General features: G+C 59.3%; 20 protein-coding genes and 1 pseudogene. 6 read left to right on the forward strand and 15 right to left on the reverse strand.

The genetic code is table 11. The annotated features are described in order from the left end of the window. Positions 1-547: 547 nt before the first annotated feature. The 4 genes from AWB69_RS10055 to AWB69_RS10070 form a co-directional block, all read right to left on the reverse strand. Complete coding sequence (locus tag AWB69_RS10055) at positions 548-850, reverse strand: class II aldolase/adducin family protein (RefSeq protein ID WP_156528796.1); 303 nt, start codon at positions 848-850, stop codon at positions 548-550. Between the two features lie 127 nt (positions 851-977). Beyond that, positions 978-1556, reverse strand: coding sequence for a DUF1349 domain-containing protein (locus AWB69_RS10060; protein WP_062084752.1), 579 nt, complete (start codon positions 1554-1556; stop codon positions 978-980). Positions 1557-1782: 226 nt separating this feature from the next. Then, positions 1783-3282: an APC family permease gene (locus AWB69_RS10065; protein WP_062084753.1), complete on the reverse strand. Its 1500-nt coding sequence runs from the start codon at positions 3280-3282 to the stop codon at positions 1783-1785. Beyond that, complete coding sequence (locus tag AWB69_RS10070; RefSeq protein ID WP_082913336.1) at positions 3279-4583, reverse strand: aspartate aminotransferase family protein; 1305 nt, start codon at positions 4581-4583, stop codon at positions 3279-3281. The genes AWB69_RS10065 and AWB69_RS10070 overlap by 4 nt, the downstream gene beginning before the upstream one ends. 171 nt (positions 4584-4754) lie before the next feature. Between AWB69_RS10070 and AWB69_RS10075 the strand changes: the two genes are divergently transcribed. Continuing rightward, entirely contained in the window at positions 4755-5669 is a 915-nt protein-coding gene (locus tag AWB69_RS10075) for a LysR family transcriptional regulator (protein WP_062084754.1), read from the forward strand. A 33-nt stretch (positions 5670-5702) separates the two neighbouring features. Here the strand turns inward: AWB69_RS10075 and AWB69_RS10080 are convergent, their stop codons facing one another. From AWB69_RS10080 to AWB69_RS10095, 4 genes and pseudogenes are all read right to left on the reverse strand, one after another. Then, positions 5703-5963 (reverse strand): hypothetical protein, encoded by a 261-nt coding sequence (locus tag AWB69_RS10080; protein ID WP_156528797.1) that lies wholly within the window; start codon positions 5961-5963, stop codon positions 5703-5705. A 297-nt stretch (positions 5964-6260) separates the two neighbouring features. Then, positions 6261-7403: pseudogene (locus AWB69_RS10085) on the reverse strand (cysteine desulfurase family protein); the annotation flags it as partial. 157 nt (positions 7404-7560) lie between these two features. After that, entirely contained in the window at positions 7561-8550 is a 990-nt protein-coding gene (locus tag AWB69_RS10090; protein WP_062084757.1) for a PDR/VanB family oxidoreductase, read from the reverse strand. A 68-nt stretch (positions 8551-8618) separates the two neighbouring features. Further along, positions 8619-10163, reverse strand: coding sequence for a Rieske 2Fe-2S domain-containing protein (locus AWB69_RS10095; protein ID WP_062084758.1), 1545 nt, complete (start codon positions 10161-10163; stop codon positions 8619-8621). Positions 10164-10407: 244 nt separating this feature from the next. On the opposite strand from AWB69_RS10095, the gene AWB69_RS10100 reads away from it, so the two are divergent. Then, positions 10408-11100 carry a GntR family transcriptional regulator gene (locus AWB69_RS10100; RefSeq protein ID WP_062084759.1) on the forward strand — a complete coding sequence of 231 codons (693 nt, stop codon included), beginning with the start codon at positions 10408-10410 and terminating at the stop codon, positions 11098-11100. Between the two features lie 11 nt (positions 11101-11111). Here the strand turns inward: AWB69_RS10100 and AWB69_RS10105 are convergent, their stop codons facing one another. Next, positions 11112-12476 (reverse strand): MFS transporter, encoded by a 1365-nt coding sequence (locus tag AWB69_RS10105; RefSeq protein ID WP_062084760.1) that lies wholly within the window; start codon positions 12474-12476, stop codon positions 11112-11114. A 107-nt stretch (positions 12477-12583) separates the two neighbouring features. Further along, positions 12584-13435 carry a class II aldolase/adducin family protein gene (locus AWB69_RS10110; RefSeq protein WP_062084761.1) on the reverse strand — a complete coding sequence of 284 codons (852 nt, stop codon included), beginning with the start codon at positions 13433-13435 and terminating at the stop codon, positions 12584-12586. 147 nt (positions 13436-13582) lie between these two features. Here AWB69_RS10110 and AWB69_RS10115 point away from each other — a divergent pair, with 147 nt between their 5' ends. After that, positions 13583-14500, forward strand: coding sequence for a LysR substrate-binding domain-containing protein (locus AWB69_RS10115; RefSeq protein ID WP_062084762.1), 918 nt, complete (start codon positions 13583-13585; stop codon positions 14498-14500). A gap of 199 nt (positions 14501-14699) precedes the next feature. Beyond that, positions 14700-15434 (forward strand): ABC transporter substrate-binding protein, encoded by a 735-nt coding sequence (locus AWB69_RS10120; RefSeq protein ID WP_062084763.1) that lies wholly within the window; start codon positions 14700-14702, stop codon positions 15432-15434. Between the two features lie 186 nt (positions 15435-15620). On the opposite strand, the gene AWB69_RS10125 is transcribed toward AWB69_RS10120, so the two are convergent. From AWB69_RS10125 to AWB69_RS10135, 3 genes are read right to left on the reverse strand one after another with little or no spacing between them, the layout of a single operon-like run. Beyond that, complete coding sequence (locus AWB69_RS10125; protein WP_062084764.1) at positions 15621-16973, reverse strand: class-II fumarase/aspartase family protein; 1353 nt, start codon at positions 16971-16973, stop codon at positions 15621-15623. Between the two features lie 14 nt (positions 16974-16987). Continuing rightward, a complete protein-coding gene (locus tag AWB69_RS10130) occupies positions 16988-18154 on the reverse strand; it encodes an enolase C-terminal domain-like protein (RefSeq protein WP_062084765.1) in 1167 nt (388 codons plus the stop codon). A 19-nt stretch (positions 18155-18173) separates the two neighbouring features. Next, positions 18174-19520, reverse strand: coding sequence for a cation:dicarboxylate symporter family transporter (locus tag AWB69_RS10135; protein WP_062084766.1), 1347 nt, complete (start codon positions 19518-19520; stop codon positions 18174-18176). 241 nt (positions 19521-19761) lie between these two features. Between AWB69_RS10135 and AWB69_RS10140 the strand changes: the two genes are divergently transcribed. Continuing rightward, the gene (locus tag AWB69_RS10140) at positions 19762-20487 is read left to right on the forward strand and encodes a GntR family transcriptional regulator (RefSeq protein WP_062084767.1); all 726 of its coding nucleotides are present in this window, start codon (positions 19762-19764) and stop codon (positions 20485-20487) included. Here AWB69_RS10140 and AWB69_RS10145 read toward each other — a convergent pair whose 3' ends face one another. Beyond that, positions 20488-22029, reverse strand: coding sequence for a methyl-accepting chemotaxis protein (locus AWB69_RS10145; protein ID WP_062084813.1), 1542 nt, complete (start codon positions 22027-22029; stop codon positions 20488-20490). A gap of 292 nt (positions 22030-22321) precedes the next feature. Between AWB69_RS10145 and AWB69_RS10150 the strand changes: the two genes are divergently transcribed. After that, on the forward strand, positions 22322-23053 hold the full coding sequence (locus AWB69_RS10150) for a GntR family transcriptional regulator (RefSeq protein WP_062084768.1): 732 nt from the start codon (positions 22322-22324) through the stop codon (positions 23051-23053). A gap of 63 nt (positions 23054-23116) precedes the next feature. On the opposite strand, the gene AWB69_RS10155 is transcribed toward AWB69_RS10150, so the two are convergent. After that, the gene (locus AWB69_RS10155) at positions 23117-23506 is read right to left on the reverse strand and encodes a DUF2306 domain-containing protein (protein WP_062084769.1); all 390 of its coding nucleotides are present in this window, start codon (positions 23504-23506) and stop codon (positions 23117-23119) included. Between the last annotated feature and the right edge of the window lie 27 nt (positions 23507-23533).

A 23533-nucleotide genomic window follows, 5' to 3' on the forward strand; every position in this document is an offset into this window, starting at 1 on the left:
GTTTGTTTGTCAAACGTCTGCTTTTCACTGTTCTGCCCGGAATACTCATAATTACCGGTTCCCCGATGAAGTGCTTCGATCGTACGCTCAGCGCGACATGGCAAACGCACACGTGCCGCGCTACAAGCGTCATTTCTGTTTCAACTGCGTTTTTCGCACTATGTGAACTGATGGCCGGCAAACGTTTGCGTCAACGCGCACGTTCCGTGACGTTGCGTAATATAAGATAAGTTCCGGTAAGTTCTTAATAAAACTTTGGCATAAGCGTTTTAATTTGTCTACCGAAACTCTGCATGAAACCGGGGAACGTCGCGAGATTTAACAATTGGGCAATAGCAAACGGGGTTCGATGGCAACGGAGCTCAAATACCGACTTGAGCACAGCGCCCAAACGGACGCAGCTTCGCTCACCCGCCGGTAGACGTGTGTGCATCGATCAAGCGTAGTGGGTTAGTTAATAGAGGTGAGCGCGGAGCCTGGCGTAGCACCGCCCGGCCGTCAACGCGCGATGAAGCGCCGCGACGCCCCGCTTCGAGTTCGTACCGACTCAGCGCATCGCCCGGCGTGCCTGCGCCTGCTCGGACCATAGGGCCCACGGACGAGCGGTCTGGGCCGCGTCGGCCTCGGTTCCGGCGTGCGCCTCCTCGTCGGTCAGGAACTCGATCTCGCCGCCCAGCGCCACTGCATTGGTTTGAATTCTTGCATTGAGTTCGAGATAGACCGCGCGAAAGACCGCCTCCGGCAGATCGCGCCCGGCCGTCACCGAGCCGTGCCCGCGCAGCAGCACCACGCTCGCATTGCCAAGCGCACGAGCCAGGTAGCGGCCCTTGCCCGCTATGTGGTGACCCATGCGCCGCAAGATCGCCCTCACCCGATCAGGGTACGTGCCGCGGGAGGCAAGGTATTGAGCCGACTCGGGCAAGAACACCAGCAACACAATGTTCCTTCACGATAGCTTCCTAAGCTAAGTGATCCTGTCAATCATGCAGTTTCCGCTCGATCGCGGGTCCAACTGTAAAATCGCTAAAAACCACCTCGAATCCTTCCCGCTCCGGCGAACAGCACATTACTCCAACATCGATGGCCGCCGAACGAGGTAAATAGGCGAGACGCACTATTTGCCACAACTGACTTTCGACATCGAAATATTGAACACGGATTGCTTCACCATGACGCGTCAGACGCAGACGCAGTCCCGAAGTAGAAGTGGGGATTCTCAACATGGACCAGTCCGAGGTGTCATTGGTGACAACTACCGAGAAGTAACTCTGTCCGTCTGAATATTCGATACCCGCCTTGACCCAGTGCGTCTCACTGAGGCGCGCCATCAGGCCGGCCTGGTCGTACAGGGTCTCATAGCGGCCATTGATCGTGGCCTCCGCGGTGAAATCGCCCTCCACCGTTTGATAGGCAAAATGCCCGCTGTCACGCCAGAACGAATAAAAGGTCTCGCGCCAGAAGTCAGTCTGGCCATTGGTTCGAACATACAACTCGTTTCCACAAATTTCAAAATTTTCGGGCTGGTTCAACCATCTGAGCTCTTCGAATCTTGCCATGCCGCTCCCCCTTTAATGACGTTCCGGATCTGGTAGACGAACGTCTGCGACCGGGTCGTCCATTACTCTATGTGTCAATAGCACCGCGCTGGATCCATGCTGCTTTAGCACGCGACCGGATGCGCCGCGGCAAACTATATGCTAGCCGCTTTTAGCGCAACACCGTACCGTGCCGGCTGTCGACGTGCAGCCGGCAGGACGCGCGGTTAAACCCCGCGCACCACGTTTAAAGACTGTGGCTCGGTCCGGCCTTGCCCGCGTTAAGCCTCCCACGCAGCGAAACCAGCCACCAGATCACACCCACCGCGATCGTGATGACCGTCGTAACAGCGGCGCTGTGATTCTCATCGGGCAACGTCAGCGTGACGATGACAAACACTGCCCAGATCGCGCCGATCACGATCATCGGTACAAGCCATCGTCCTAAATCGAACACACCCGTGGGTGCAGACGGCATGCGCCCATTCTTGTAAGCGTAATACGCGGCGACAAGCGTGAGCAGATAGGTCAGGTAGTAAGTCAGGCCGACCATCGAATAGATGGCGGTCACAAAGCCGCCGCTGGCCAGATTAAGCGCGACCGAAATGACCGTGATCAAAACGATGGCGCCGACCGGCGTCCCAAAGCGCGGGTTGATCGACGACAGGAATGTTGACGCAGGGAGCATCCGATCACGGGACAAGGCGAACGTCATGCGCGTCGCCACCGCCATGTTTGCAATCAGACACGCAAGAATGGAGGCGAAGGCAACGGCGACCATCAAGCTGCCCGCAATGCGCCCGAGTTGCAGCCGTACGATCTGAATGACCGGATTTTCAGGCTGGGCAAGCAGGTCCGACACCGAACCGGGGATGGCAATCCCCAGCAACGCGAAGACAACGAACCCGAGCACACTGGATACAACTACGGCACGAATCATTGCGCGGGGTGCGGTTCTGCGGGGATCCTTCGTTTCCTCAGCCAGGTCCGCCGCGCCCTCCCAGCCTAGCAGTACGGACACGGGCAGCAAGGTGGCGAGCGCCACGGTGGCGAAGTGAATCGGCTGCTTGCTGGTAGGTTCTGCTGATACGAGAATGTGCAATCCCTGCGTATGCCCGAAGAAAAAGAACACCCCGGCAACAAGGACGATAGCCAGGACCACGGTGCCGACAAGTTCAATGCTTGCGCCAATGTCGTTGATCCGGGTTGCCAGCTTGATGCCGAATATGTTCAGCAAGCCGACCACAAGCGTCGCCGCAATGCTCAAGCCCTGGACCTGCCCCTGGGTTGGATGCGCCCAGATCTCCGGCGCAAACACGCTGCCAATTGCCGCGGCGGTTGCCGCTGTCCCCGCGAGGAAAGACACGAACGCGACCCAGCCGGTGAACCAGCCGAAGTGATTTCCGGCAAGCCTGCTGGACCACTGATACGCGTAGCCCGTCAACGGAATCCGGCCGGCGAGATGCGAATACACCAGCACGATACAGAAAACGAGGGGTATCACCAGCAGCCACAACAAGATGCCGACGCCGCCGACCCGCGTGAACGGGTCGGAAAACAGCGTCACCACACCCGTGTTGATGGAGACCATCGAGAAGGCAAGTGCAAACGAGGTAAACGGGCCCATTGTGCGATGCAGCTTCTGCTTATATCCGAGTGCCGCCAGATCCGCGTCGTCACGACTATTCTCGGAATCGGCAAGCGATGGCTCCATCGCCGCCCCTATCGACTTGACGGTCGAGTTCATTTTCCTTCCTCCTCGATAGCGCCCAGCACTTCGTCCAGGACGTCCAGTGCACGAGCGAGCAGCGGCCGTTCAATATCAAGCGGCGGCTTGACCTTGATGAGGTTGCCAAGGCCCGCATAACGACTTTCGCCGAACAGAACGCCAAGTTCCACGCCTCGTCGATAGACTTCCTGGGAGGCATACCGCGCGGGGGCCTTGGTGACCCGATCCGTCACGAGTTCAATGGATGCCATCAAGCCCGGGCATCGGACATCGCCGATCAGCTTTCTGCGCGTCTGCATCTCGAGCAGCCGCCCGGTTACGTACTCACCGGAGTCCTTCGCCTTTTCGCAGAGCTTGTCATCGCGGATCGCGTCGATGGTCGCGCATGCCGCCGCGAGGGACACCGGGAAGTGGCCGAAGGTCAATGCTTCCTCGCCTTCGTCGAACCATTTCAGGCGATCATCGGCAAGGATCCCGGCGAGCGGAAAACCGCCACCAACGCCTTTGCCAAATACGATAATGTCCGGCGTCACGCCATAGTATTGCGCCGCCCACATCGTACCCATGCGGCCAAATCCAGTCTGGACCTCGTCAAAAATCAACAGCACGCCGTGGCGATCACAGATTTCACGCACGCCTCTATAGTAAGAGCGCGGGAATTCGATGTGACCGCCGTTGCCCTGGATCGGCTCCATCATGACGGCTGCGACCGGGCCATCCACGCCCTTGACTATCGTGTCTTCGAGCAAACCCAGGCACAGTTGCGACTCGGCCTCAGGGTCCATGCCCATGCGCGCCCGGTACGGATACGGGTGCGGCACCCGGGTGAAGCGCGGCTGGATCGCGAGAAACGGATTGTTTGGATGCGGCCAGCTCGCGCCCAGTGTGGCCAGCGAACGTCCGTGATAACCATCCTGAAGCACGACGAGGTTCTGCGCGTGCGGGCGGTTCTTGAACGCCAGTTTCATCGCCATTTCGCCAGCCAGGCTTCCGTGCAGCGCGAAGCCCGTTTGATTGAGCGAACCCACCGAGATCTCGCGCAATTTGGCGACGAGATTCTTGTGCGGGATCGACTCGAAATTGGGGCGAATATGCGTCATCTCGCGTAGTTGCGCGACGGCCGCTTCGACAACACGCGGATCGTTTGCACCCAGATTGTTCGACCAGGCCTGCGCTGTGCAGTCGATATATTCGCGGCCGGCGTCGTCCCAGACGAGCGAGCCTCGCGCTTTGACCAGCGTGATTTTTTCTGCCGAGGGCTGCTTGGCTACGGGCGTTGCCGGCACGTCCAGATCGGCCAACGAATTCAAATGGTTCATGTCGTCTCCTATAAGTGTCAGGACTCGGTCGAGCTCGAGTGCTTCAATCCTATGCGGTGACAACGGGAAGATATAAAGACGAAATAAAAACCGATATATTGATCGTGCTTATATATCGTGTCACTATCGGTGCGACAGTCCGACCACTTTGATCCAGTTCGGGGGAGATGCGTGAACACTCGGGGCATTGACGTCCGGCAGCTTCAGGCGTTTGTTGTAATCGCTGAAGAACTGAATTTCGTCCGGTCATCCCAACGACTTTTCATATCGCAACCCGCGCTGTCGCAAACTATCCGGCAGTTTGAAAGCACGCTGGGCGTTCAGTTGTTCGATCGAACCACAAGGTCCGTGGCACTGACTGAGGCCGGCCAGGAACTCCTGAAGGACGCACGGGAGATCCTGGAGCGCGTGTCGCATCTCGCCGAACACGCGCGTGACTACGCTCGGGGGATTCGGGGAACACTAAAAGTAGGATTCCTGATTGGTGCCGGGGTCGACCTGATGCCGCAAATTCTCCGGGCGTTCGGTCAGCGATATCCGGATGTCAACGTGATCGTAAAGGAGTTCGATTTTTCCGCACCCGAGGCCGGCATCATTAGCGGCATGGAGGTGTCCGTCCTGCGGCCACCGGTCGGCGTGGAAGGGCTTGTTTGTGAAACGCTGATCGAAGAGGCCTGCGTGGCTTGTCTCCCGGCCAGTCACAGGCTCGCAAGCGCCGAATCCGTCAGCATTTTTGATTTGCTGGACGATCCTATTGTTGCTGCGCCTGGCAGCGGCGTATGGCGCAACTATTGGACAGGAGACGAGTATCGCGGAGGACGCGCTGCCCCTGTTGTCCATGAAGCAGCGACCGTGGAAAGCGAATTGCAGACGGTCGCTTCGGGCCGGGGCATTAGCATCACGGCTTATTCCACTGCTCAATTCTATGCCCGGCCTGGCGTAGCTTTCCCGGTTATCAGAGACATGCCGCCATGTACGGTTGCAGTAGCTGTGTCACACGAACCTACGGTGGCCGCGGCCAACTTTGTGCGAATCGCGATCGAGGTTGCGGCGAAATTGCGTAGCCGGAGTAGTCGGGCGACATGAGCGTCTGGAAAGCTTGCCAGCCGACCTCAACGCCTAGGAGGAATGTCGGTCGCGCAGGTTATCCGCTCGAGCCGGTAGTACGGCACCTGCCGACATCTTCCACTCGTGCGCGGCACTCCAGAAGTCCTTGGAGGGCACCGCGGTTCCAGCGATCACGATCACACCCATCAACTGTGGATGCTGGCGGTCGAACCCGACTTTGAACGCATCGGGCGCTATCAGTTCCAGTGCGTACAGCAACTCTGATCCGGTTAAGCGCAGTTGCACAGGAAACGGACTTTGCGGCTTGCTCATGGCTTGGGCTCTGAAGATCATGCACTTACTCGCAGCGAGCGGATTTCATTCGCCGAACGCTCTCGACGCGCCAGGCCGCTCATGGACTTCGAATGGAAATGAATTGTGTCGGCTCCGTGCGATCTGGAGTTCAGCCGCGAACGTTAGTAATTCGATTTTTCATTCGAGTGGGGCCTTCAAGGAAGCACCGAAAAGGCTTCCGTGCCGGCTCGTGCCCAAGTCAGAATGACACTTGACCGGCCGCAAATACACTAACGCCTTTGCGCTTCGACGATACAGGCCTTACTGCATCACGAGGCATTGGTCCACTACCTGCCGAATGCAGGTAACGGCTCGATCCACGTCCTGCTCCGTGGTAAAGCGCCCGAGGCTTACGCGTATTGTCCGGGCCGCTGCATGCTCATCAAGTCCAATCGCACTCAATACGTGCGACACCGCGCTGGAGGCCGAACTGCAAGCAGACGTGGAAGAGATGGCGAGATCCGCGGCGAGCATGAAGGGGAAGAAACCCGCGCGGTCAATTCGCAAGCTAAGCGTATGCGGAATGTGCAAACCGTCGCGCACATTTTTCTCGACACCGTCAACCGACAGAACACCATCGAGCAGCCGTTTGCCGAGCGCGGTAATTCTCGCGGTGTCGGCCTCCATTTCAGCCATGGCGATTGCACAGGCCGTGCCCATGCCCACGATCTGATGGGTAGCAAGGGTCCCTGAGCGCAAGCCGCCCTCATGCCCTCCTCCGTGCATCTGCGGTGCAAGCCGGTTAGCCGCTTCACGAGCGACGTACAGTGCTCCGATACCCTTCGGCCCGTAGACCTTGTGGGCAGACATCGACATGAAATCGATACCCAGGGCCTTGACGTCGATTGGTGTCTTGCCAAGCGCTTGAGCCGCGTCCACATGCAACAACGCACCCGCGGCATGAACGATAAGCGCGATCGCCGCGATGTCGGTGACCGTTCCGATTTCGTTGTTGACCAGCATGAGCGAGACCATGCCCGTGTCTGGTCTTAGTGCCGCGCTAACCGCGGCGGCAGTGATGGCGCCGTCTTGATCGGGCTCGACATAAGTCACCGACAATCCACGCCGTTCGAGGCTGGCGGCCGTGTCCAGGATGGCCTTGTGTTCGATCCCGCTAGTGACAATATGCGGCAGCGCTCCGCTTGCTTCGGCGAATCCCTTCAACGCGAGGTTGTTCGACTCCGTTGCCCCGGAAGTCCATATGATCTCGTCCGTGCGGGCGCCGATCAGCATTGCAACTTGCTCACGCGCTTGTTCGACCAGACCTCGTGCCCGGATACCTGCCGCGTGCGAGTTGGATGCCGGATTGCCGAACACCCCGTCTATTCCCAGGCAGTTGACCATTGAAGTGATGACACGCGGATCCGCCGGAGTGGTGGCCGCGTAATCGAAGTAATGCAGGTCAGCGCTCATTGTTATTCAAGTGTTGGCGGAGCGCTAATTTTAAGGTGACGACATCGAAATAATTTCCCAAATATTTCGATGATTTCGCGGACCGATAGAACCAGATCAAAGAAATAGCCGATACCTTAGATTTTTATTCTATGCCGTGTGCGAGTCGCGCACGGCCTCCAGTCTAAAGGTCCAGCACCAGTTCCCGGCTTGACGCCCGCGACACACAAGCAGTCAGGTACTCCTGCTTCTCGTCGTCGCCGAGAATGCAGTCGTTGTGTTCGACTTCACCCGATAAATACCGCACCTTGCAAGTGCCGCACAATCCGGCGCGGCACGACGTTTCAATCGCCACGCCGGCCTCCTCCAACGCGTCGGCGATGCTCTGGTCGCCTGACACCGGTATCTGCTGCCCGGTGCTGGCAATCTTCACGATGAACTCGCCCGCAGCCGCGGCGACTGTTTCGCTCACTGCCCGTTCCGGCGCCTTGAAATGTTCAAAGTGAACCGTACCGGCCGTCCAGTGCTCAGTCGCCGCAGCACACGCTTTCATGAACCCGCCGGGACCGCAGTAGTAGACATGCACACCGGGCGCGGCCTCGCTTAACAAGCGCTTTAGATCCAGCCCATTCGAAGGATCACCGTTGTCGAAGTGAAATTGCAGCTTGCCGCTGGTATGCATGGGCGCAAGCTCCGCCGCGAAGGCCGTGCAGCTTTCATCCTTGGCGCAGTAGTGCATCTCATAGTCAACGCCTCTTTCTTCAAGCCGGTGGGCCATAGATTTCAACGGCGTCACGCCGATACCGCCGGCCAATAGAATGACTTTACCGGCATCGGCTACGAGTTCGAAGTTATTGCGTGGGCGACTGATGCGCACCTTGTCCTGCACGCGCAATCTGTCGTGCAACGCTTTCGAGCCGCCCCTGCCCGTTTCGTCACGCAGTACCGCGATCACATAGCGATGCCGTTCATTCGGCGAATTGCTGAGCGAGTACTGACGGATCAACCCGTCGCTTAAATGGACATCGATGTGTGCGCCTGCGGTGAACACAGGCAACAAATCACCTGACGGATCGACGAACTCGTAGGAATGGATGCCCCTGCCTTCGAAGCGGATCTGGCGCACCATCAACTCGAGTGTACGGTCGTCCGCCGCATTATCTGAACTTGCCATTACCTTTCCTTGCATATACAAGCCGGGTAACGTGCAACTCGCACGTTACCTTCCCTTCAAAACTCCGTTCAACCCTCCTTGACTGAAGCCTCGAGCGCATCGAATTTTTCACGCACGAATGCGGCGCGCTCTTCGCCCTTCAGCGTCTCGCTTTCCGTCAGGATCGCGACGATCCGCTTCGTCACGTTGCGGCGATTCGCCACCTCCTGTTCGACGGTCTCGCCTTCAGGGATATCGAACACATTGCCCGAGCAATAACTATTCGGTGCGCCCGCGTTAGCCCGGAACCACTCCACGAAGTTATCCGCCGACGCCGCCGGGTTCGTCCCCCGCACCGCATCGCGCAGCATCTTGCGGAACATGAACAGGCCAGCGTCGAACTTCGTCGGATTCTCGAGCGCATGCACGGCGATCGGCCGCTGGCTGATGATGGCTTCGTAATCACCGGGGGCGTATTGAGCGTCCTTGTAGTTCTCCCGATCACGGTGGTTCGGCGGGATGGGCGGTAAATCCTCCAGCTTGTATTTGCCGAAGCGTTCGGGACGGCGCATGGCCACCTGCCCTTCAAGGAAGTCGATCGTCTCGTAGCCGACCAGCGATTTATCGCAGATACCACGCGTGTCAATACCCGGCCCCATCACGCGCCAGCCGATCATCTTGCTGTTTTCATCGTCGACAGGAACCGTCCAGCGGATGATGTGGAAACGGCTGAACAACTTCTTCTTCGACCCATCTTCGGACGTGTACGCGTGCAAGCTGAGGTTGGGCAGGACCTGATGCTGGACGCGCACGAACAGCCTGTCTTTATCGACTCGTCGTGCTCCCGCGCAAGCCAGACTGCGGCCCTGCTGCACCGGCACGAAATGCATGTCGGGCGCGACCTCCATGGACTTGGCGCCCACTTCGTCGAACGTCGTGCCCTGGTACTTGCCGTTCACCACGTTCTTGCCGGCGTGAAGCGCGGTTGGATGGTAGTTGTCCGCTGCGTTGTCCTGCACTTGCAGCCAGTTGCAATGCTGGAAGTTGCTATAAGCCACGAGTTCATCGCCGGGCGCGACGGTAAAGTCGCCCTCCCATTCCGGAAACGGCGGCTCCTTGTCGGGCGGCCCCATGTACGCAAACACCAGGCCGTTGCGTTCGATGGCCTTGTACGCGCCCTGCTGGATCGAGCACGCGTATTTGTCGGCTTCCTTTTCTTCGCCCTTCGGAAACGGCACGTGAAGACAGGTGCCGTCCACGTCGAAGACCATGCCGTGATAGCAGCACTTGATACCGTGCTCCTGGATCGCACCATATTCCAGCGATGCCCCGCGATGCACGCAATGCGCATGCAGCACGCCCACGCGACCGCTGCCGTCGCGAAATGCGACCAGTTCTTCGCACAGGATCTTAAGAAAACGCGGGGTGTCGGTAAGTTCGATCGACATGCAGACGGGATGCCAGAACGCCCGCATGTATTCACCCATTGGCGTACCGGGGCCGGTCTCGGTCAATTCCGGATCGTGTCCCGGGACCTTGTTGGTGTAGTAACCGCCAAACGGCACCAGCTTCTTCTGCACCACGCCGCCACCGGCGCTCTTCTGACCTTCTGCTTTGTCCGACTTGATGTTCATGGGGATCCTCTGCTGGGGTTATCCATCGTGCCGAGCCGGGTTGTCGTCCGGTTCGTTTGTCTTCAATCTCTAGATTCTGAACTCCGAACTCTGTATACAAAGATACGATTCGGAATACCACACTGTCTCTACAGGTAAACGCTTGGTACCCTCCGTTTCACGCTATCCGGTCAATCCGTTTGACGCTGTCCGGCGCCAGCCTGTAACCTGTTGAACTCAGTATCCAAACTTATCGAGAGCCATCATGGTCGCCAAACTTCTGAAGCTTCAGGCACGTACCGACTATGTCGATGAAGTCTATAAAGTGCTGCTCGACGCCATCAGCGAGGGATCGCTTGCACCGGGAACCCGCATCACGCAGGAAGAAATTGCCGACCAGCTCGCGGTCTCCCGGTCACCCGTCCTGCAGGCGCTGCGTCTGCTCAAGAAGGACGGACTCGTGCAGGACGCACCGGGGCGCGGACTTCTTGTCACCCCGCTCGACCCCACCTGGATCGCGCATCTCTACGAAATCCGCGGCGCGCTCGATTCCCTCGCCGCGAGTCTTGCGGCGCAACGCGGCGCGAAGCTCGACAAGGCGCTGATCACGCAAGGCCGCCGCGCGTCGAAAGGTGACGACGTCAAGGCCATGATCGACACAGACTGGGCTTTTCATTCCGCCATCTACCTTGCATCGGGCAATCCGCTGATTGCGGAAACAGCGCATCTTCACTGGGTTCATCTGCGCCGGGTGATGGGCGCCGTGCTGCAATCGTCGGCTCAACGCAAATCCATCTGGGACGAACACGCGGCAATTGCCGAGGCTATCGCCGCAGGCGACGCGCAACGCGCCGCGGAACTCACCAACCTCCACACCAGCCGCGCCCGCGAGAACCTGGTGCGACGGCTGGGTGAAGTGCTGGCTGAGGAACTCGAAGACGCGGCGCACACTCCTTAAGCAAACCCGTCTCAAGCACGCGTCTGCGCGCCGCTTTCGATCACGTCGCGCTCCATGTCCTTCATCGCTTCGCGCTTGCGGCTGTTCACGAGTTTTGCTGGCACCGTGAACACGAGCACGCTGCCAATGATCAAGCTCACTGCAAGCCCGAGCACGCCGTTTCCTGTCGATCCCGTCGCGGTCTGGATCAACCCGATCACGTAGGGGCTGACCACGCCCGAGATGCTGCCTACCGAGTTGGCGACGGCCAGGCCGGCCGCCGCAGCCGCCCCGCCCAGAATGGCAGGTGGCAGAACCCAGAACTGCGAGATCGTTGTCATCACGCCCATCGTGCCAAGGGTCAGCGCAATCATTGCAATGGGCGTGGAATGGGCATACGAAACACTGAAGTACAGACCCACCGCGCCGGCAATGCCCGGCAACGCGAGGTGCCAGCGCCGCTCACCGCTGGCATCCGAACTGTGGCTGACGAGCACCATGGTCACGGCCGCCGCGGCATAGGGAATGGCGCTCAGCAAACCAATGTCCAGCGGATCGGCCACGCCGCTTGCCTTGATCAGCGTCGGCAGCCAGAAGCTCACGCCGTACAGGCCCATCGTGAAGAAGAAATAGATCACGCTCAACAGCAGGACCTTCGGATGCAGCAGGCCGTCCTTCACGGAATGCAGCACGTGCGCCGACCGTTCCTCGACCAATGCACTTTCAAGGAAGGCTCGCTGCGGCGCGGAGAGCCACTTGGCGTCGCTGACCTTGTCGTCGAGGTAGACCAGCGCGATCAGCCCGAAGATTGCGGTCGGAATGCCTTCGAGCACGAACAGCCATTGCCATCCCGCGAGCCCATGCGCGCCGCCCATGTGGTTCATGATCCAGCCCGACAGCGGGCCGCCAACAACACCCGACATGGGAATGCCGGTCATGAACAGCGCGGTCACCTTGCTGCGTCGCGACGACGGGAACCAGTACGTGAGATAGAACAGGATTGCGGGGATGAAACCCGCTTCCGCCACGCCGAGCAGGAAGCGCATGATGTAGAAACTGGCTGGCGTGGTGACGAACATCATGCCGGCCGAAATAATGCCCCACGTGATCATGATCCGTGCGATCCAGCGCCGCGCGCCCACCTTCAACAACAGTAGATTGCTGGGCACTTCGAAGAGCAGATAGCCGACGAAGAACACGCCCGCGCCGGCGCCATAAACGGCATCGCTGAAATTAAGGTCCTTGAGCATTTGCAGCTTCGCAAACGCCACGTTGATGCGATCCAGATAGGCGCACAAATAACAAAGGAACAGGAACGGCAATAGTCGCCACGTAATCCTGGAAAACGTGGACGCTTCGTCGCGTTTGCTGAATGCGGCCGGACTAGCGGGATTCATGTCTTGTCTCCTGGGGACGAATGGAAGGGGGACGCCAGCCTTCTCTTGATGGCGACTGTGTCGTCCCCTTGCTGACTTGCTTGAACTGCGTTCAACGCATGGCTTGCTCAGTCGAACATGTCGGGCTGCGTGGCAACGAGATCATTCCAGATCGTCTGGAAATGCAGCCAGCCAATGTATTCGCTACCCACGTGCTGGCGGCTATAACGAGCGCGTTCCGGCGTGACGAGCTTCGGCGTGATGCCGGTCGCATCAATCAGCAATTGCTGCCGGCAGCAGCGTTCCAGCGCGATAAACCAGAACGCGGCGGACTCTATGCTGTGACGGCTTGCGGTGAGCAAACCGTGATTCTGGTGAATGGCTGCTTTCACACCCGCGAACGCACTCGCGACCTTATGGCCCGCTTTTACTTCAACCGCAACCTGTCCGGCTTCATCGCCGATCACGACATGGTCTTCGAAAAATGCAGCGGCGTCCTGCGTGACCGGTTCGAGCTTTTTACCCAGCGCCGCGAACGCGGTGCCATATACCGTGTGCGCATGGCACATCGCGACAATGTCCTGATGCATCTCATGAACGGCTGCATGCAACACAAAACCTGCTCGATTGATCGCATGATTGCCTTCGACCACACGGCCTTCGTGATCCGCGCAAATCAGATTCGATACCTTCACTTGCGAGAAGTGAATGGCCATCGGATTCGTCCAGTACAAGCCGGGATTTTCCGGATCGCGCACAGTCAGGTGACCGGCGAAACCATAGTCGAAGCCCTGTTGCGCGAACGCCCTGCACGCTCCGACCAGGCGCTCCTTCAAGTGCTGCCGATGTGCCGCGGGGTTCGCGAACGTGGGCAATTCCGGGAAGATCAGCCCGTCCTGTTCCGGCTGATAAATCGATATCCTGCCGTCCTTCACCAGCTTTTCCGGTGCGTCGGGACGCGCTTGCATGACAGCCGCCATTTGGTTTTCTCCTGTGGAACAAGTGGGATTGTTTTCAGGGCTTCATGGTCGTCCGCATGACCCTCATTGACAAACGATGACTGTTCATAGAAAGATGAACAGGATTCATGCATTGGTGAAAAACATTCCGACGGAGACGGCACGCGCATGCGACGCATACCGAATTTCGTGCTGCTGCGCGCGTTCGAAGCGGCGGCACGACTTGAAAGCTTCACGCTGGCGGCAGAGGAATTGCATCTGTCACAATCCGCGATCAGTCATCAGGTCAAGGAACTGGAGACGTATTTCGGTCTGCCCTTGTTTCATCGACGCAACCGGCGCGTTGAAACCACCGCTGAAGGCAGAAGGCTGTTCGACAGCCTCGGGCGCGTATTCGATGTGATTGAAGCCGCCTGCAGCGAAGTCGCGTTATCGCCCCAGGCGCAGGTGCTCGCGGTTCATTGCGCGCCCAGCCTTGCGGTGAAATGGCTCGGCCCGCGCCTGCCTAAATTCATGCAGGCGCATCCCGACATCACGATCCGGTTGTCGTCCGGAGCGGAACCGATTGACCTGACGCGCGTGCATGAGGTCGATATCGCCATCTCGTACGGCATGGCAGTGGAGCGCCCCGGGCTACATGTGGTTCCGCTCGGCGCGGAACGGATCGTGCCTATGTGCTCGCCGGGCATGTTGCGCGAAGGGGTGCCGCTCGAGCAGCAGATCGTCGACTTCACACTGATCGATTCGCAACTCAGCCGGGTGACATGGCGGGACTGGTTCACGTTGAACGGCCTGGCGTTTCCGAACAAGCCTCGCTCCTCGTTCGATCGCGGTGCGCTGGCAATATCGGCCGCAGTCGACGGCATGGGTATCGCGCTGGAAACCACGCGTCTGGCCGAACGCGAATTCGCGCGCGGTGAACTGATCGAGTTTGGTGAGGGGCACTTCAAGCCCTTCCTGCGCGAGACCCACTTCCTGTCGTACCGGACGAACGAACGCAACCTCGACAAGGTCAAGTTGTTCAGGCTCTGGCTTGCCGACATAGCGGGAATGACCGCTCAGTGGCAAGCCGACGCCACGTTGTAAACGATGCTCGCCGTCAACCGGGCCGCACGAATCAGGCACCCCGAACATTGCATTTATAAATAGTGAAACGCAAAATAGGGTGCATGGGAAATACTCGCGGTTTCAATTCCGGATTTTGTCGGCCTGCCGGGTTTCGCGCATCGGCAACATTCTCAAACCCCACGTCAGGCTTACGCCAACCTTCTATTGCTCAGACTCCATGACAACCGACTCATCAGTGCTGTCCGCTTTCGCGCCCACCGGCAAGCTGCGCGCGTCCATCAACCTGGGCAATCCGATTCTCGCTAACAAGGATACCGTTACTGGCGAGCCGGTCGGTGTTTCTATCGACCTGGCACGGGAACTCGGCAAGCGCTTGGGGCTGCCGGTCGATCTCGTCGTCTTCGATACCGCCGGAAAGTCCGTTGAAGCAGTTGGCGACGAACGCGCGGATATCGGCTTCTTCGCAATCGATCCGGTGCGAGGAGCAAGCATTGCGTTTACCGCGCCGTATGTGCTGATCGAAGGCTTTTACATGGTCCGCAACGACTCTCCGATACAGCACAACAACGAGGTCGATAGCGCCAATACGCGCGTCGCGGTCGGTAAGGGCAGCGCTTATGATCTGTTTCTATCGCGGGAATTGAAGCACGCGGAAATTATTCGCGCGCCTTCGTCGCCTGCCGTGGTGCAGACGTTCCTCGAACAGGAGTTGGAGGTCGCGGCAGGGGTAAAACAACAACTCGAAAGCGATGCCGCGAAAACACCGGGCCTTCGGTTGCTCGGCGAGCGCTTCATGGTGATCCAGCAAGCAATGGGATTGCCGAAGAGCCGTGGCAATGCTGCGGCTGATTATCTCCGGCGTTTCGTAGAGGAGATGAAAGCGTCAGGCTTCGTTGCGGACGCGTTGCAGCGGCACAAGATTGGCGGTGCCTCAGTGGCACCCGTGTCCTGATCACGTGTGCCACTGCTTGCGCATTGACAGGACCGAGCACGCGAAGATACAGCGCTTCAATCACGCGCATGCCCTCGACTGACGGATGAGTCAGTGAATCATCAAGCAACGGACGGAGTCCTGAATACTTGTAGTCGCTGACGTCGCCGAAGGCGGGTTGGCAATCGCTTACACCATCAATCACCGTTACCTTGACGTCCCGTTAGCCACCGAACGAGCCATATGAGCAGCAGCACCCAGATAATTCGCCGGGTCAGTCAGCGTTCGCAACTCGGCCTCACCAAAGCTTTCCCGTATCTGCGTGTTTTCAATCAGAACGTCATGCAACGTACGGCCACTCTCAATGGCAATACGACACGCGTCGTACACTACATCGTGCGCGTGCTGCCTGCCAATGGCTGGCGCCAGCCCCATCATCACCGCCTCCGCCACAATCAATCCACCCGTCAGACCCAGGTTCTTGCGCATCTTTTCGCTATCGACCTGAAGGCCGCGCAACATGAAGTTCGCCTGGAACAGCGCGCTCGCAGCAAGCAGGAAACTCTCCGGTACCGCACTCCATTCAAGATGCCACGGACCCGTCGCACGCTCGAAGTCATGCATCATGGCATCCAGCATAAGCGCTGCCCGCTCACGCAACATCTTCGCAGCCGCAAACATCAGTTCACTCGAAATCGGATTGCGCTTCTGCGGCATGGTGGAACTTGCGCCCCGCCCCGGGACAAACGGTTCAGCCACTTCGCCAAACTCCGAGGCAGCCATCATCATCACGTCAAGCCCAATCTTGCCAAGCGACCCGCCAATGCTCGCCAGAAGCGATACCAACTCATTCAACCCATCGCGAGCAACATGCCACGTGATCTCGGGATTGCGCAAACCCAGTTCTTCCGCAAGCAGCCTGCGCGTTTCCAACGCCCTCTCCGGGTCGCCCAGAGAAGCCAGCGTGCCCGACGCTCCGCCGAACTCAACCATCAATGCCCGCGCCTTCGCCTGCTGAAGACGCTCAGCGTGACGGTTCAGTGCAGACAACCACACGGCAGCCCGGAATCCAAACGTCACCGGCAACGCATGCTGCAAATGGGTACGTCCGGCCGTCACCGTATCGGCATGCTTGAGCGCCAGCTCGCGCAACGCCCCGCGCACTTCGTCCAGCTGCTTCTCGATGATCGCCACGCCGCGCGCACACTGCAGCATCGTGGCCGTATCCATGATGTCCTGCGTCGTCGCGCCCCAGTGCAGATACCGGCCAGCCTCCCCGCACATTTCGCTCACCTGTCTGACCAACGGCAAGATAGGATAACCAACTATTTCTGTCTCATGGCGCAGCGCACCCAGGTCAAGCTTCGCGAAGTCAGCCCGCGCGGTGATATCGCGCGCGGCTTCCTCCGGAATCAGGCCCGACTTGGCTTGCGCCCGCGCCAGCGCGGTCTCGGTGTCAATACATCGCTGGAGATACGCCTCGTCCGAGAACACCTCCCGCATCTCGGGCGTGCCGAACATGTCGCGGAAAAGTACCGAGTCGAAAACTGTCGTTGCCATTGCCTATTCCTCAATCAGTTTGCAAGGCGCGCAAGCCATGGGCGCAGCGCATCTTTTTCTTCAAGTCCGAAGCCCGCTGCATCGGTCGGGCGCACACGTCCGCCGCCCACACCGCAACCCGGCGGATATCCGCCAAACGGCTGGAACACACCCGGATAGGCCTCGCACCCGCCAAGCTCCAGACCAACCGCAATATGAAGGTTGATGAGATGGCCGCCGTGCGGATACGCCTGCGCGCGGGTGAAACCACGGCTCTCGATCAGGTCGATCATCCGCGCGTATTCAGTCAGCCCGTAGGCAAGCCCCGCGTCCATCTGGAAGACGTCCTTGCCCGGCCGCATGCCGCCAAACAGCGCGAGGTTTTTTACATCAGGCACCGAGAACAGGTTCTCGCCCGTGGCAATCCGCCCCGCGTAAGCCTGCGCGACCTGACGATTCAAATCGAAATCAAGCGGGTCGCCAATCTCTTCGAACCAGCGCAAGTCATACGGTGTGATGGCTTCCGCATAAGCAAGCGCAGTCTTCAGATCGAAACGGCCATTTGCGTCGACTGCAAGGCGTTGCCCTTCTCCCGCAACCGTCATCGCGGCTTCAATACGTGCGATGTCCTTCTCAAGGCTCGCTCCACCAATCTTCATCTTGAACGCGTCAAAGCCCAGCTCGCGATAAGCATTGAATTCATCGACCAGACGCTGCGTGCTTTCCTCAGGATAGTAATAACCGCCCGCCGCATAGACGTTCACGCCATCGGCTTTCCCCTGCCTGCCGTAGTGCCGCGCGATGGTGACGTGCGCGGGTTCATCCAGCAGCTTTGCATTCAAGTCCCATACGGCCAGCTCGATTGCGCCAGCCGCCGCGGCGCGGTCACCGTGACCACCCGGCTTCTCGTTGCGCAGGACGGTCTGCAGCACCTTCTCAGCGTCAAGGAAATGCCCTGACGCATCGAGCAAATCCCCAGGCTTTGCAGCCATGAGACGGGGAATCATCCGGTCGCGCAGAATGCCGCCCTGAGCGTATCGGCCGATGGAGTCGAACGCATAACCCGTGACCGGTTTGCCGTTGCGCATCACGTCGGTTTCCAGCGCAACAAGCGATACATCATGCTCAGCGAAACTCACGAGAGCGTTCGCAACGTTCCCTTCCAGCGGGACGGATATTTCCCTGACCGCGGTAATACGCATGACTAATCCCTCTTTGAAATCAGATGACCTTGCCGGGAGCCGCGCCGAATACGCGCTGATACTCGCTGCGCGCGGCGCTCTCATCGAACTCGCCGGTCGACCTGGCGATCACCAGCGTTGCCACGCTGTTACCCATCGCGTTGCAGATCGAGACCGCCTGCGATGTGAATCGATTGATACCGAAAAGAATGGGCAGGCCTTCAATGGGCAACATACCCGACGCCGTGACGGTGGCCGCAAAGACAATGAACGTTCCGCCCGATACAGTGGCGGCACCCTTCGACGTAATCAGCATGATGACGAGCAGGCCAAGCTGCTGATGCAAGTCGAGCGGCACACCGTATGCATTGGCGATGAACATCACGCAGAGCGACATGTAGACCGCCGTGCCGTCGAGATTGAATGCATAGCCGGTAGGGAGGACGAGTCCCGTGGACTGTCGCGAACACCCGAGCCGTTCAAGCTTTTCGAACAGCCGGGGCAACGCGCTCTCTGACGAGGCCGTGGCGAACAGCAGGAAGATTTCTTCCTTGAAGTAACGCAAGAAGCGGAATACGTTGAAGCCGTATAGGCGCAGCACGATGCCGAGCACCACGACAACGAAGAACGCGAGCGACAGGTACATCACGATGAGCAGGTAGCCAAGGGAAATCACCGCGTTCATGCCACTGCTTCCAATCGCAAAGGCAATCGAGCCGAACGCACCCAGCGGCGCAAACTTCATGATGACGTCGACGAACTTGAAGAAGCAGTCGGACATCCGCGACAACGCATGCTCGACGCTGACGCGCTGGTCCTGTTTCAACATCAGGACCGCTGCGCCAAAGCCAATCGAAATCACGAGAACCTGTAGCAGGGAGCCATTTGCGAAAGCCCCCACGAAGTTGTCCGGGAACAGGGTCAGCAGGAAATGTTCAACCGACACCGGGCCGGCCTTGCCGTATTGAGCGTGCGCGGCAGCCGCTGCCTCGGGACTCTGCGTGAGATGCATGCCCATTCCCACGCCGGACAGGTTGGCGATCACCATGCTAACCATGAGCGCGATGGTCGACACGACCTCGAAGTAGATCAGCGCACGCAGCCCGATACGGCCAACGTTCTTGAGGTCGCCCGCGGCAACGATACCCAGGACCACATTCAGGAAAACCAGCGGCGCGACAATCATCTTGATGAGCCGCAGGAAGATGTCGCCCAGTACCTTCATGTCCACCGCGAGCTTCGGCGCGACGAAACCAAGCGTGATGCCCAGCACGATCCCCACCACAATCTGCACGCCGAGCCGGGCGTAGAACGGCGTCTTCTTGCGCGCCGTTGCCGGCTCCGCGTCAGGGCCGTGGTGAGGTGCGGTCTCCGTATGAACAGCCATGCTCTTCTCCTGGTTCAGCGGCTGCCCAGGCATGGACCGGCTCGCTCAATATGTCCGTACTTGTTTTATATGTCCGGACTATATTAGCTATAGGTGCAACGGGTCAATCTCGGGTTTACCTTGATGAACATCCGCGTTTTTGCCTGAGCCGCCCATGCGCTTGGCAATGCGCGTGCTGCGAGCTAGCATTAGCGCGCCGCGGCACTGCAGCGGCTTTGAAACCAGAAAAGGATTGATATAGATGAAACCCCGTTACGCCGAATTGGCAGAGCAGCTCATCCAGGCTATCGGCGACGGAACGTTCGAAGTCGGCTCCGCGTTGCCCAGCGAGCTGGACCTGTCCGCCCAGTACGGCGTCAGCCGTGCGACGGTGCGCTCAGCGTTGGAGCGGGTGCAGGACCTTGGCCTGATATCGCGGCGCAAGCGGGCCGGCATACGCGTCGAAGCGACAAAACCGCGTGTAGCGTTCGACCAGTCGCTCTCAAGCGTCGAAGACCTGATTCAGTTCGCGGTCGTCACCGAGCGTCATGTGCAGTCGGTCACCGAAGTGTCGGCAAGCCCATCACTGGCCGCACAGTTGGGAGTGGTCACCGGTTCACGCTGGCTCAGGACCGAAATGCTGCGTGTGGATCCGGCCAAGCCGGATACGCCCATCTGCTGGACAGACGTGTACCTCGAGCCCACGCTGGGTGCGGGTATCAAGCGGGAACTGCGCAAGAGCACGGGCCTGATCTGCGAAATGGTCGAGCAGCGTTTCGGCCGCGTGGTCAAGGAAGTGCGGCAGGAAATCCGGGCGATAGGCGTGCCCGCTCGCGTCGCCAGGCAGCTCATGACCGAACCGGACGGACACGCGCTCGAGATTACGCGGCACTACGTCGATGAAAACGGCATTGTCTTCGAAGCGACGGTCAGCGTTTTTCCCGCCGACCGGTTCACTTACTCGCTGCAGCTTCGACGGCACGATTGATCAGATACGGAAGCGGACAGCAGCCTCGCGAAGTATCTGCGCCTGCTCAGCCAGCGACACAGCCGCTGCCGTCGTCTCTTCAACCAGTGCGGCGTTTTGCTGCGTGACCTCGTCCATTTGCGCCACCGCACGATTGACCTGTGCAATGCCGTCGCTTTGCTCCTTCGATGCGGCGGCCACTTCGCTCATGATGTCGTTCACTCGCCGGATCGCGCGAACGATTTCGTCCATGGTCGTGCCTGCGGAGCCGACCAGACCGGTGCCTTCGGCGACGCTCACCGCAGCACTGTCGATCAGCGCCTTGATCTCCTTCGCCGCGCTGGCCGAGCGCTGCGCAAGCGTTCGAACCTCGGTTGCGACTACCGCGAAACCCCGGCCTTGTTCCCCGGCACGCGCAGCTTCAACGGCTGCGTTCAACGCGAGGATGTTGGTCTGGAAAGCAATGCCTTCGATGGTGCCAATAATGGTCGCGATTTTCGCCGACTGATTGCTGATCCCCGACATGGTGTCGACCACGCGGCCCATCATCGCGCCGCCGGTTTCCGCAATCCTGGCGGCCTCGCTTGCCAGGTTGCTCGCGGTGCTGGCGCTCTCGTTGTTCTGCCGGACAGTCGCGGTCAGCTCTTCCATGCTGGCAGCCGTTTGCTCCAATGCGGCAGCCTGCGATTCCGTTCGACGCGACAGATCCGCGTTACCCGATGCAATCTGATGGGTTGCCGTCGCCATGGACTCGCTGCTCGTGCGAACGGTCGACACGGTCTCACCGAGACCACTTTGCATCGTCGACAAGCCGCGCATCAGCGCGCTCATCTCGTCGCGGCCATGCGCTTCAATTCGCTGTGACAGGTCGCCTCGCGCCATCGACGAGCATGCGTCGAGCGCCTCAGCCAGAGGCCGCGAGATCGCCCGGTGCAGGCCAACGGCGCTCGCCAGCGCAACGGCCACGGCGAGGAAAAACAGGATGCCGGAAGCAAGGCTGACAGCGCGCAGCGTCGACTGGAATTCTTCGTAGTTGCTGGCCCCGTGTTGCATCAGGTAGTCGTTGAGCGCGTTCGTGCTTTTGGTGAGCGCAAGCGAAAGGACCGGCATGTCCGTCATCGTGATGCGGTCTGCGGTGGCCGCATCCCCGGTTTGCAGCGCCTGCAATGTCGGCTCTATCGCGCCGGTGACCAGGCTATCGAAGGTCTTCGACACGTCGTCCGCCAGAACCTGTTCGCCGGCGCTCTTGGGTAGCGCGAGATAGCGCGCGTAAGCCTTCCTCGCCGGGTCAATGTAACTGCGCGCCTTCGTCACCAACGCCGGGACATCCGGGGCTTGCGGATGAAGCAGCGCGCGGTCCATTGAAACCCGTGCTATCGCCAGGTTGTATTTCATGTCTCCGATCGCAATCGCCGACGACAGCTGGACAGCATAAGTGTCGTGCAGCGCGTCCTTGCCCGCTTTGGTTCCGTATTGGCCGAAGGCCGCTACCACCAGCAAAAGCGCAACGAGCAAGCCGAACGCAAGGGCGATGCGCGCTTTGATCGAAAAATTCGAGAACATGGACATTGACCTATTCAACATGGAAGTGCGCAAGATGGGCAGGAGACGCGGCCGACCGCTTGACGACGCCAGCTCACGACGCCGATATCAATATGTGATTACATATAGATATCGGTCGCGGTCGCGCTTAAAGGATAGGTATAAACCCTTACTAGATCGAATCCGGTAAGCCTTTTCCGGTTTGGCGAACCCCGCAGCGCCAACAGCGCTCGGGCCTGTCGCCCGGTCCGTCCCGAATAATGGCCCTGCTACTATTTCCGTTCCTTTCGATCTTTCTGTTTCCCTCACCCACATGGCAAGCCCTCTTTACTCCCGGGTCGCACAGGATCTCGCCGAGGCTATCGGATCGGGACGGTATCCGGTTGGAGCGTTATTGCCGACCGAGATGGAACTCTGTGAGCACTACGGAACAAGCCGTCCCACCGTGCGGCTCGCGCTGCAGGAATTGCAGGGAATGGGCTTGGTATCGCGACGAAAGCATGTAGGCACGCGGGTGGAATCGAGTTCTCCATCGGGTGCTTACACTCAGTCAATCGCCTCGCTCGACGGCCTTGTTCAACTTGCCGAAGACCAGGAGCGTGTGGTCAAGGCGGTCGACGAGATCGTGGCAGACCGGGCGCTCGCACGCGAGCTGGGATGCACGCCGGGCAGCAAGTGGGTGCGCATGCAGATACTGCGGCTGGACCGCAAGAGCGACACGTTGCCAATTGGATGGACAGACGCGTATCTGGACCCCGCCTACGCGGACATTCCGAAACTGTTGAAGGAATCGCCGACCGAGCTTGTCAGCTCGCTCATTGAATCGAAGTTCGGCAAACGGGTGGCGGAAGTCGAGCAAACCATTTGCGCGATCTCGCTCGCAGCCGGGATGGCGGAAAGCCTGAATGCGGGAGAAGGTACGCCGGGATTGAAAATTATTCGTCGATACCTCGACAAGGCGAACGAAGCCTTCGAGATCACGGTGACGGTTCACCCGGCCGACAGGATGCAGGTTTCAATGCGGCTTCGGCGCGACCGGCCGTAAAGAGCTTGCCGCGCCGAAATGCATTGGCGCTTGCCAAAGGACCTGGCAAAACGCGGGCCACAGCTACCAGAGTGTGTGCGCAAACCAGCCGCCAAGCATGATGTTCAGCAAACGATGCGGCGTCACCACGGCTGCAATGCCGGCCACCGCAAGCCCGATGAACGATCCGCTCATGGCGGCTGCATGGCTGCTGACGTTACCTTGCCGGATAGCCCAGATCGCGCGTGCGAGGCTAAGCGCGGTCAGCACCGACAGGCTGTGAACCCAGGAAAAATGACCGTGGTTCAACTCCCGGATGTCGAACGAACTCAGCACGGTGACGAACATGGCCGCCACCCATAGGCGGCCCATCAATCTGTGGCGCGTGGTGCCTTTCTGGAGCAGGAGCATTGACGCCCCGACCACGAGGGACAGGACGGCCGCGGTGATATGGACAGCAATGACGGTACGCATGCTGGACTCCCGGCAAGACGCGCGAAC

The organism is Caballeronia udeis, from assembly GCF_001544555.2.
Lineage (GTDB): Bacteria > Pseudomonadota > Gammaproteobacteria > Burkholderiales > Burkholderiaceae > Caballeronia > Caballeronia udeis.

What these genes read in the sequence shown, in the direction of transcription:
- AWB69_RS10140 (WP_062084767.1), top strand. Translation starts at nt 19,762, where the DNA reads ATGAAACCCCGTTACGCCGAATTGGCAGAGCAGCTCATCCAGGCTATC.
- AWB69_RS10095 (WP_062084758.1), bottom strand. Translation starts at nt 10,163, where the DNA reads ATGAACATCAAGTCGGACAAAGCAGAAGGTCAGAAGAGCGCCGGTGGC.
- AWB69_RS10090 (WP_062084757.1), bottom strand. Translation starts at nt 8,550, where the DNA reads ATGGCAAGTTCAGATAATGCGGCGGACGACCGTACACTCGAGTTGATG.
- AWB69_RS10080 (WP_156528797.1), bottom strand. Translation starts at nt 5,963, where the DNA reads ATGAGCAAGCCGCAAAGTCCGTTTCCTGTGCAACTGCGCTTAACCGGA.
- AWB69_RS10150 (WP_062084768.1), top strand. Translation starts at nt 22,322, where the DNA reads ATGGCAAGCCCTCTTTACTCCCGGGTCGCACAGGATCTCGCCGAGGCT.
- AWB69_RS10110 (WP_062084761.1), bottom strand. Translation starts at nt 13,435, where the DNA reads ATGGCGGCTGTCATGCAAGCGCGTCCCGACGCACCGGAAAAGCTGGTG.
- AWB69_RS10145 (WP_062084813.1), bottom strand. Translation starts at nt 22,029, where the DNA reads ATGTTCTCGAATTTTTCGATCAAAGCGCGCATCGCCCTTGCGTTCGGC.
- AWB69_RS10060 (WP_062084752.1), bottom strand. Translation starts at nt 1,556, where the DNA reads ATGGCAAGATTCGAAGAGCTCAGATGGTTGAACCAGCCCGAAAATTTT.
- AWB69_RS10125 (WP_062084764.1), bottom strand. Translation starts at nt 16,973, where the DNA reads ATGGCAACGACAGTTTTCGACTCGGTACTTTTCCGCGACATGTTCGGC.
- AWB69_RS10135 (WP_062084766.1), bottom strand. Translation starts at nt 19,520, where the DNA reads ATGGCTGTTCATACGGAGACCGCACCTCACCACGGCCCTGACGCGGAG.
- AWB69_RS10055 (WP_156528796.1), bottom strand. Translation starts at nt 850, where the DNA reads ATGGGTCACCACATAGCGGGCAAGGGCCGCTACCTGGCTCGTGCGCTT.
- AWB69_RS10120 (WP_062084763.1), top strand. Translation starts at nt 14,700, where the DNA reads ATGACAACCGACTCATCAGTGCTGTCCGCTTTCGCGCCCACCGGCAAG.
- AWB69_RS10115 (WP_062084762.1), top strand. Translation starts at nt 13,583, where the DNA reads ATGCGACGCATACCGAATTTCGTGCTGCTGCGCGCGTTCGAAGCGGCG.
- AWB69_RS10070 (WP_082913336.1), bottom strand. Translation starts at nt 4,583, where the DNA reads ATGAACCATTTGAATTCGTTGGCCGATCTGGACGTGCCGGCAACGCCC.
- AWB69_RS10155 (WP_062084769.1), bottom strand. Translation starts at nt 23,506, where the DNA reads ATGCGTACCGTCATTGCTGTCCATATCACCGCGGCCGTCCTGTCCCTC.
- AWB69_RS10105 (WP_062084760.1), bottom strand. Translation starts at nt 12,476, where the DNA reads ATGAATCCCGCTAGTCCGGCCGCATTCAGCAAACGCGACGAAGCGTCC.
- AWB69_RS10100 (WP_062084759.1), top strand. Translation starts at nt 10,408, where the DNA reads ATGGTCGCCAAACTTCTGAAGCTTCAGGCACGTACCGACTATGTCGAT.
- AWB69_RS10130 (WP_062084765.1), bottom strand. Translation starts at nt 18,154, where the DNA reads ATGCGTATTACCGCGGTCAGGGAAATATCCGTCCCGCTGGAAGGGAAC.
- AWB69_RS10065 (WP_062084753.1), bottom strand. Translation starts at nt 3,282, where the DNA reads ATGAACTCGACCGTCAAGTCGATAGGGGCGGCGATGGAGCCATCGCTT.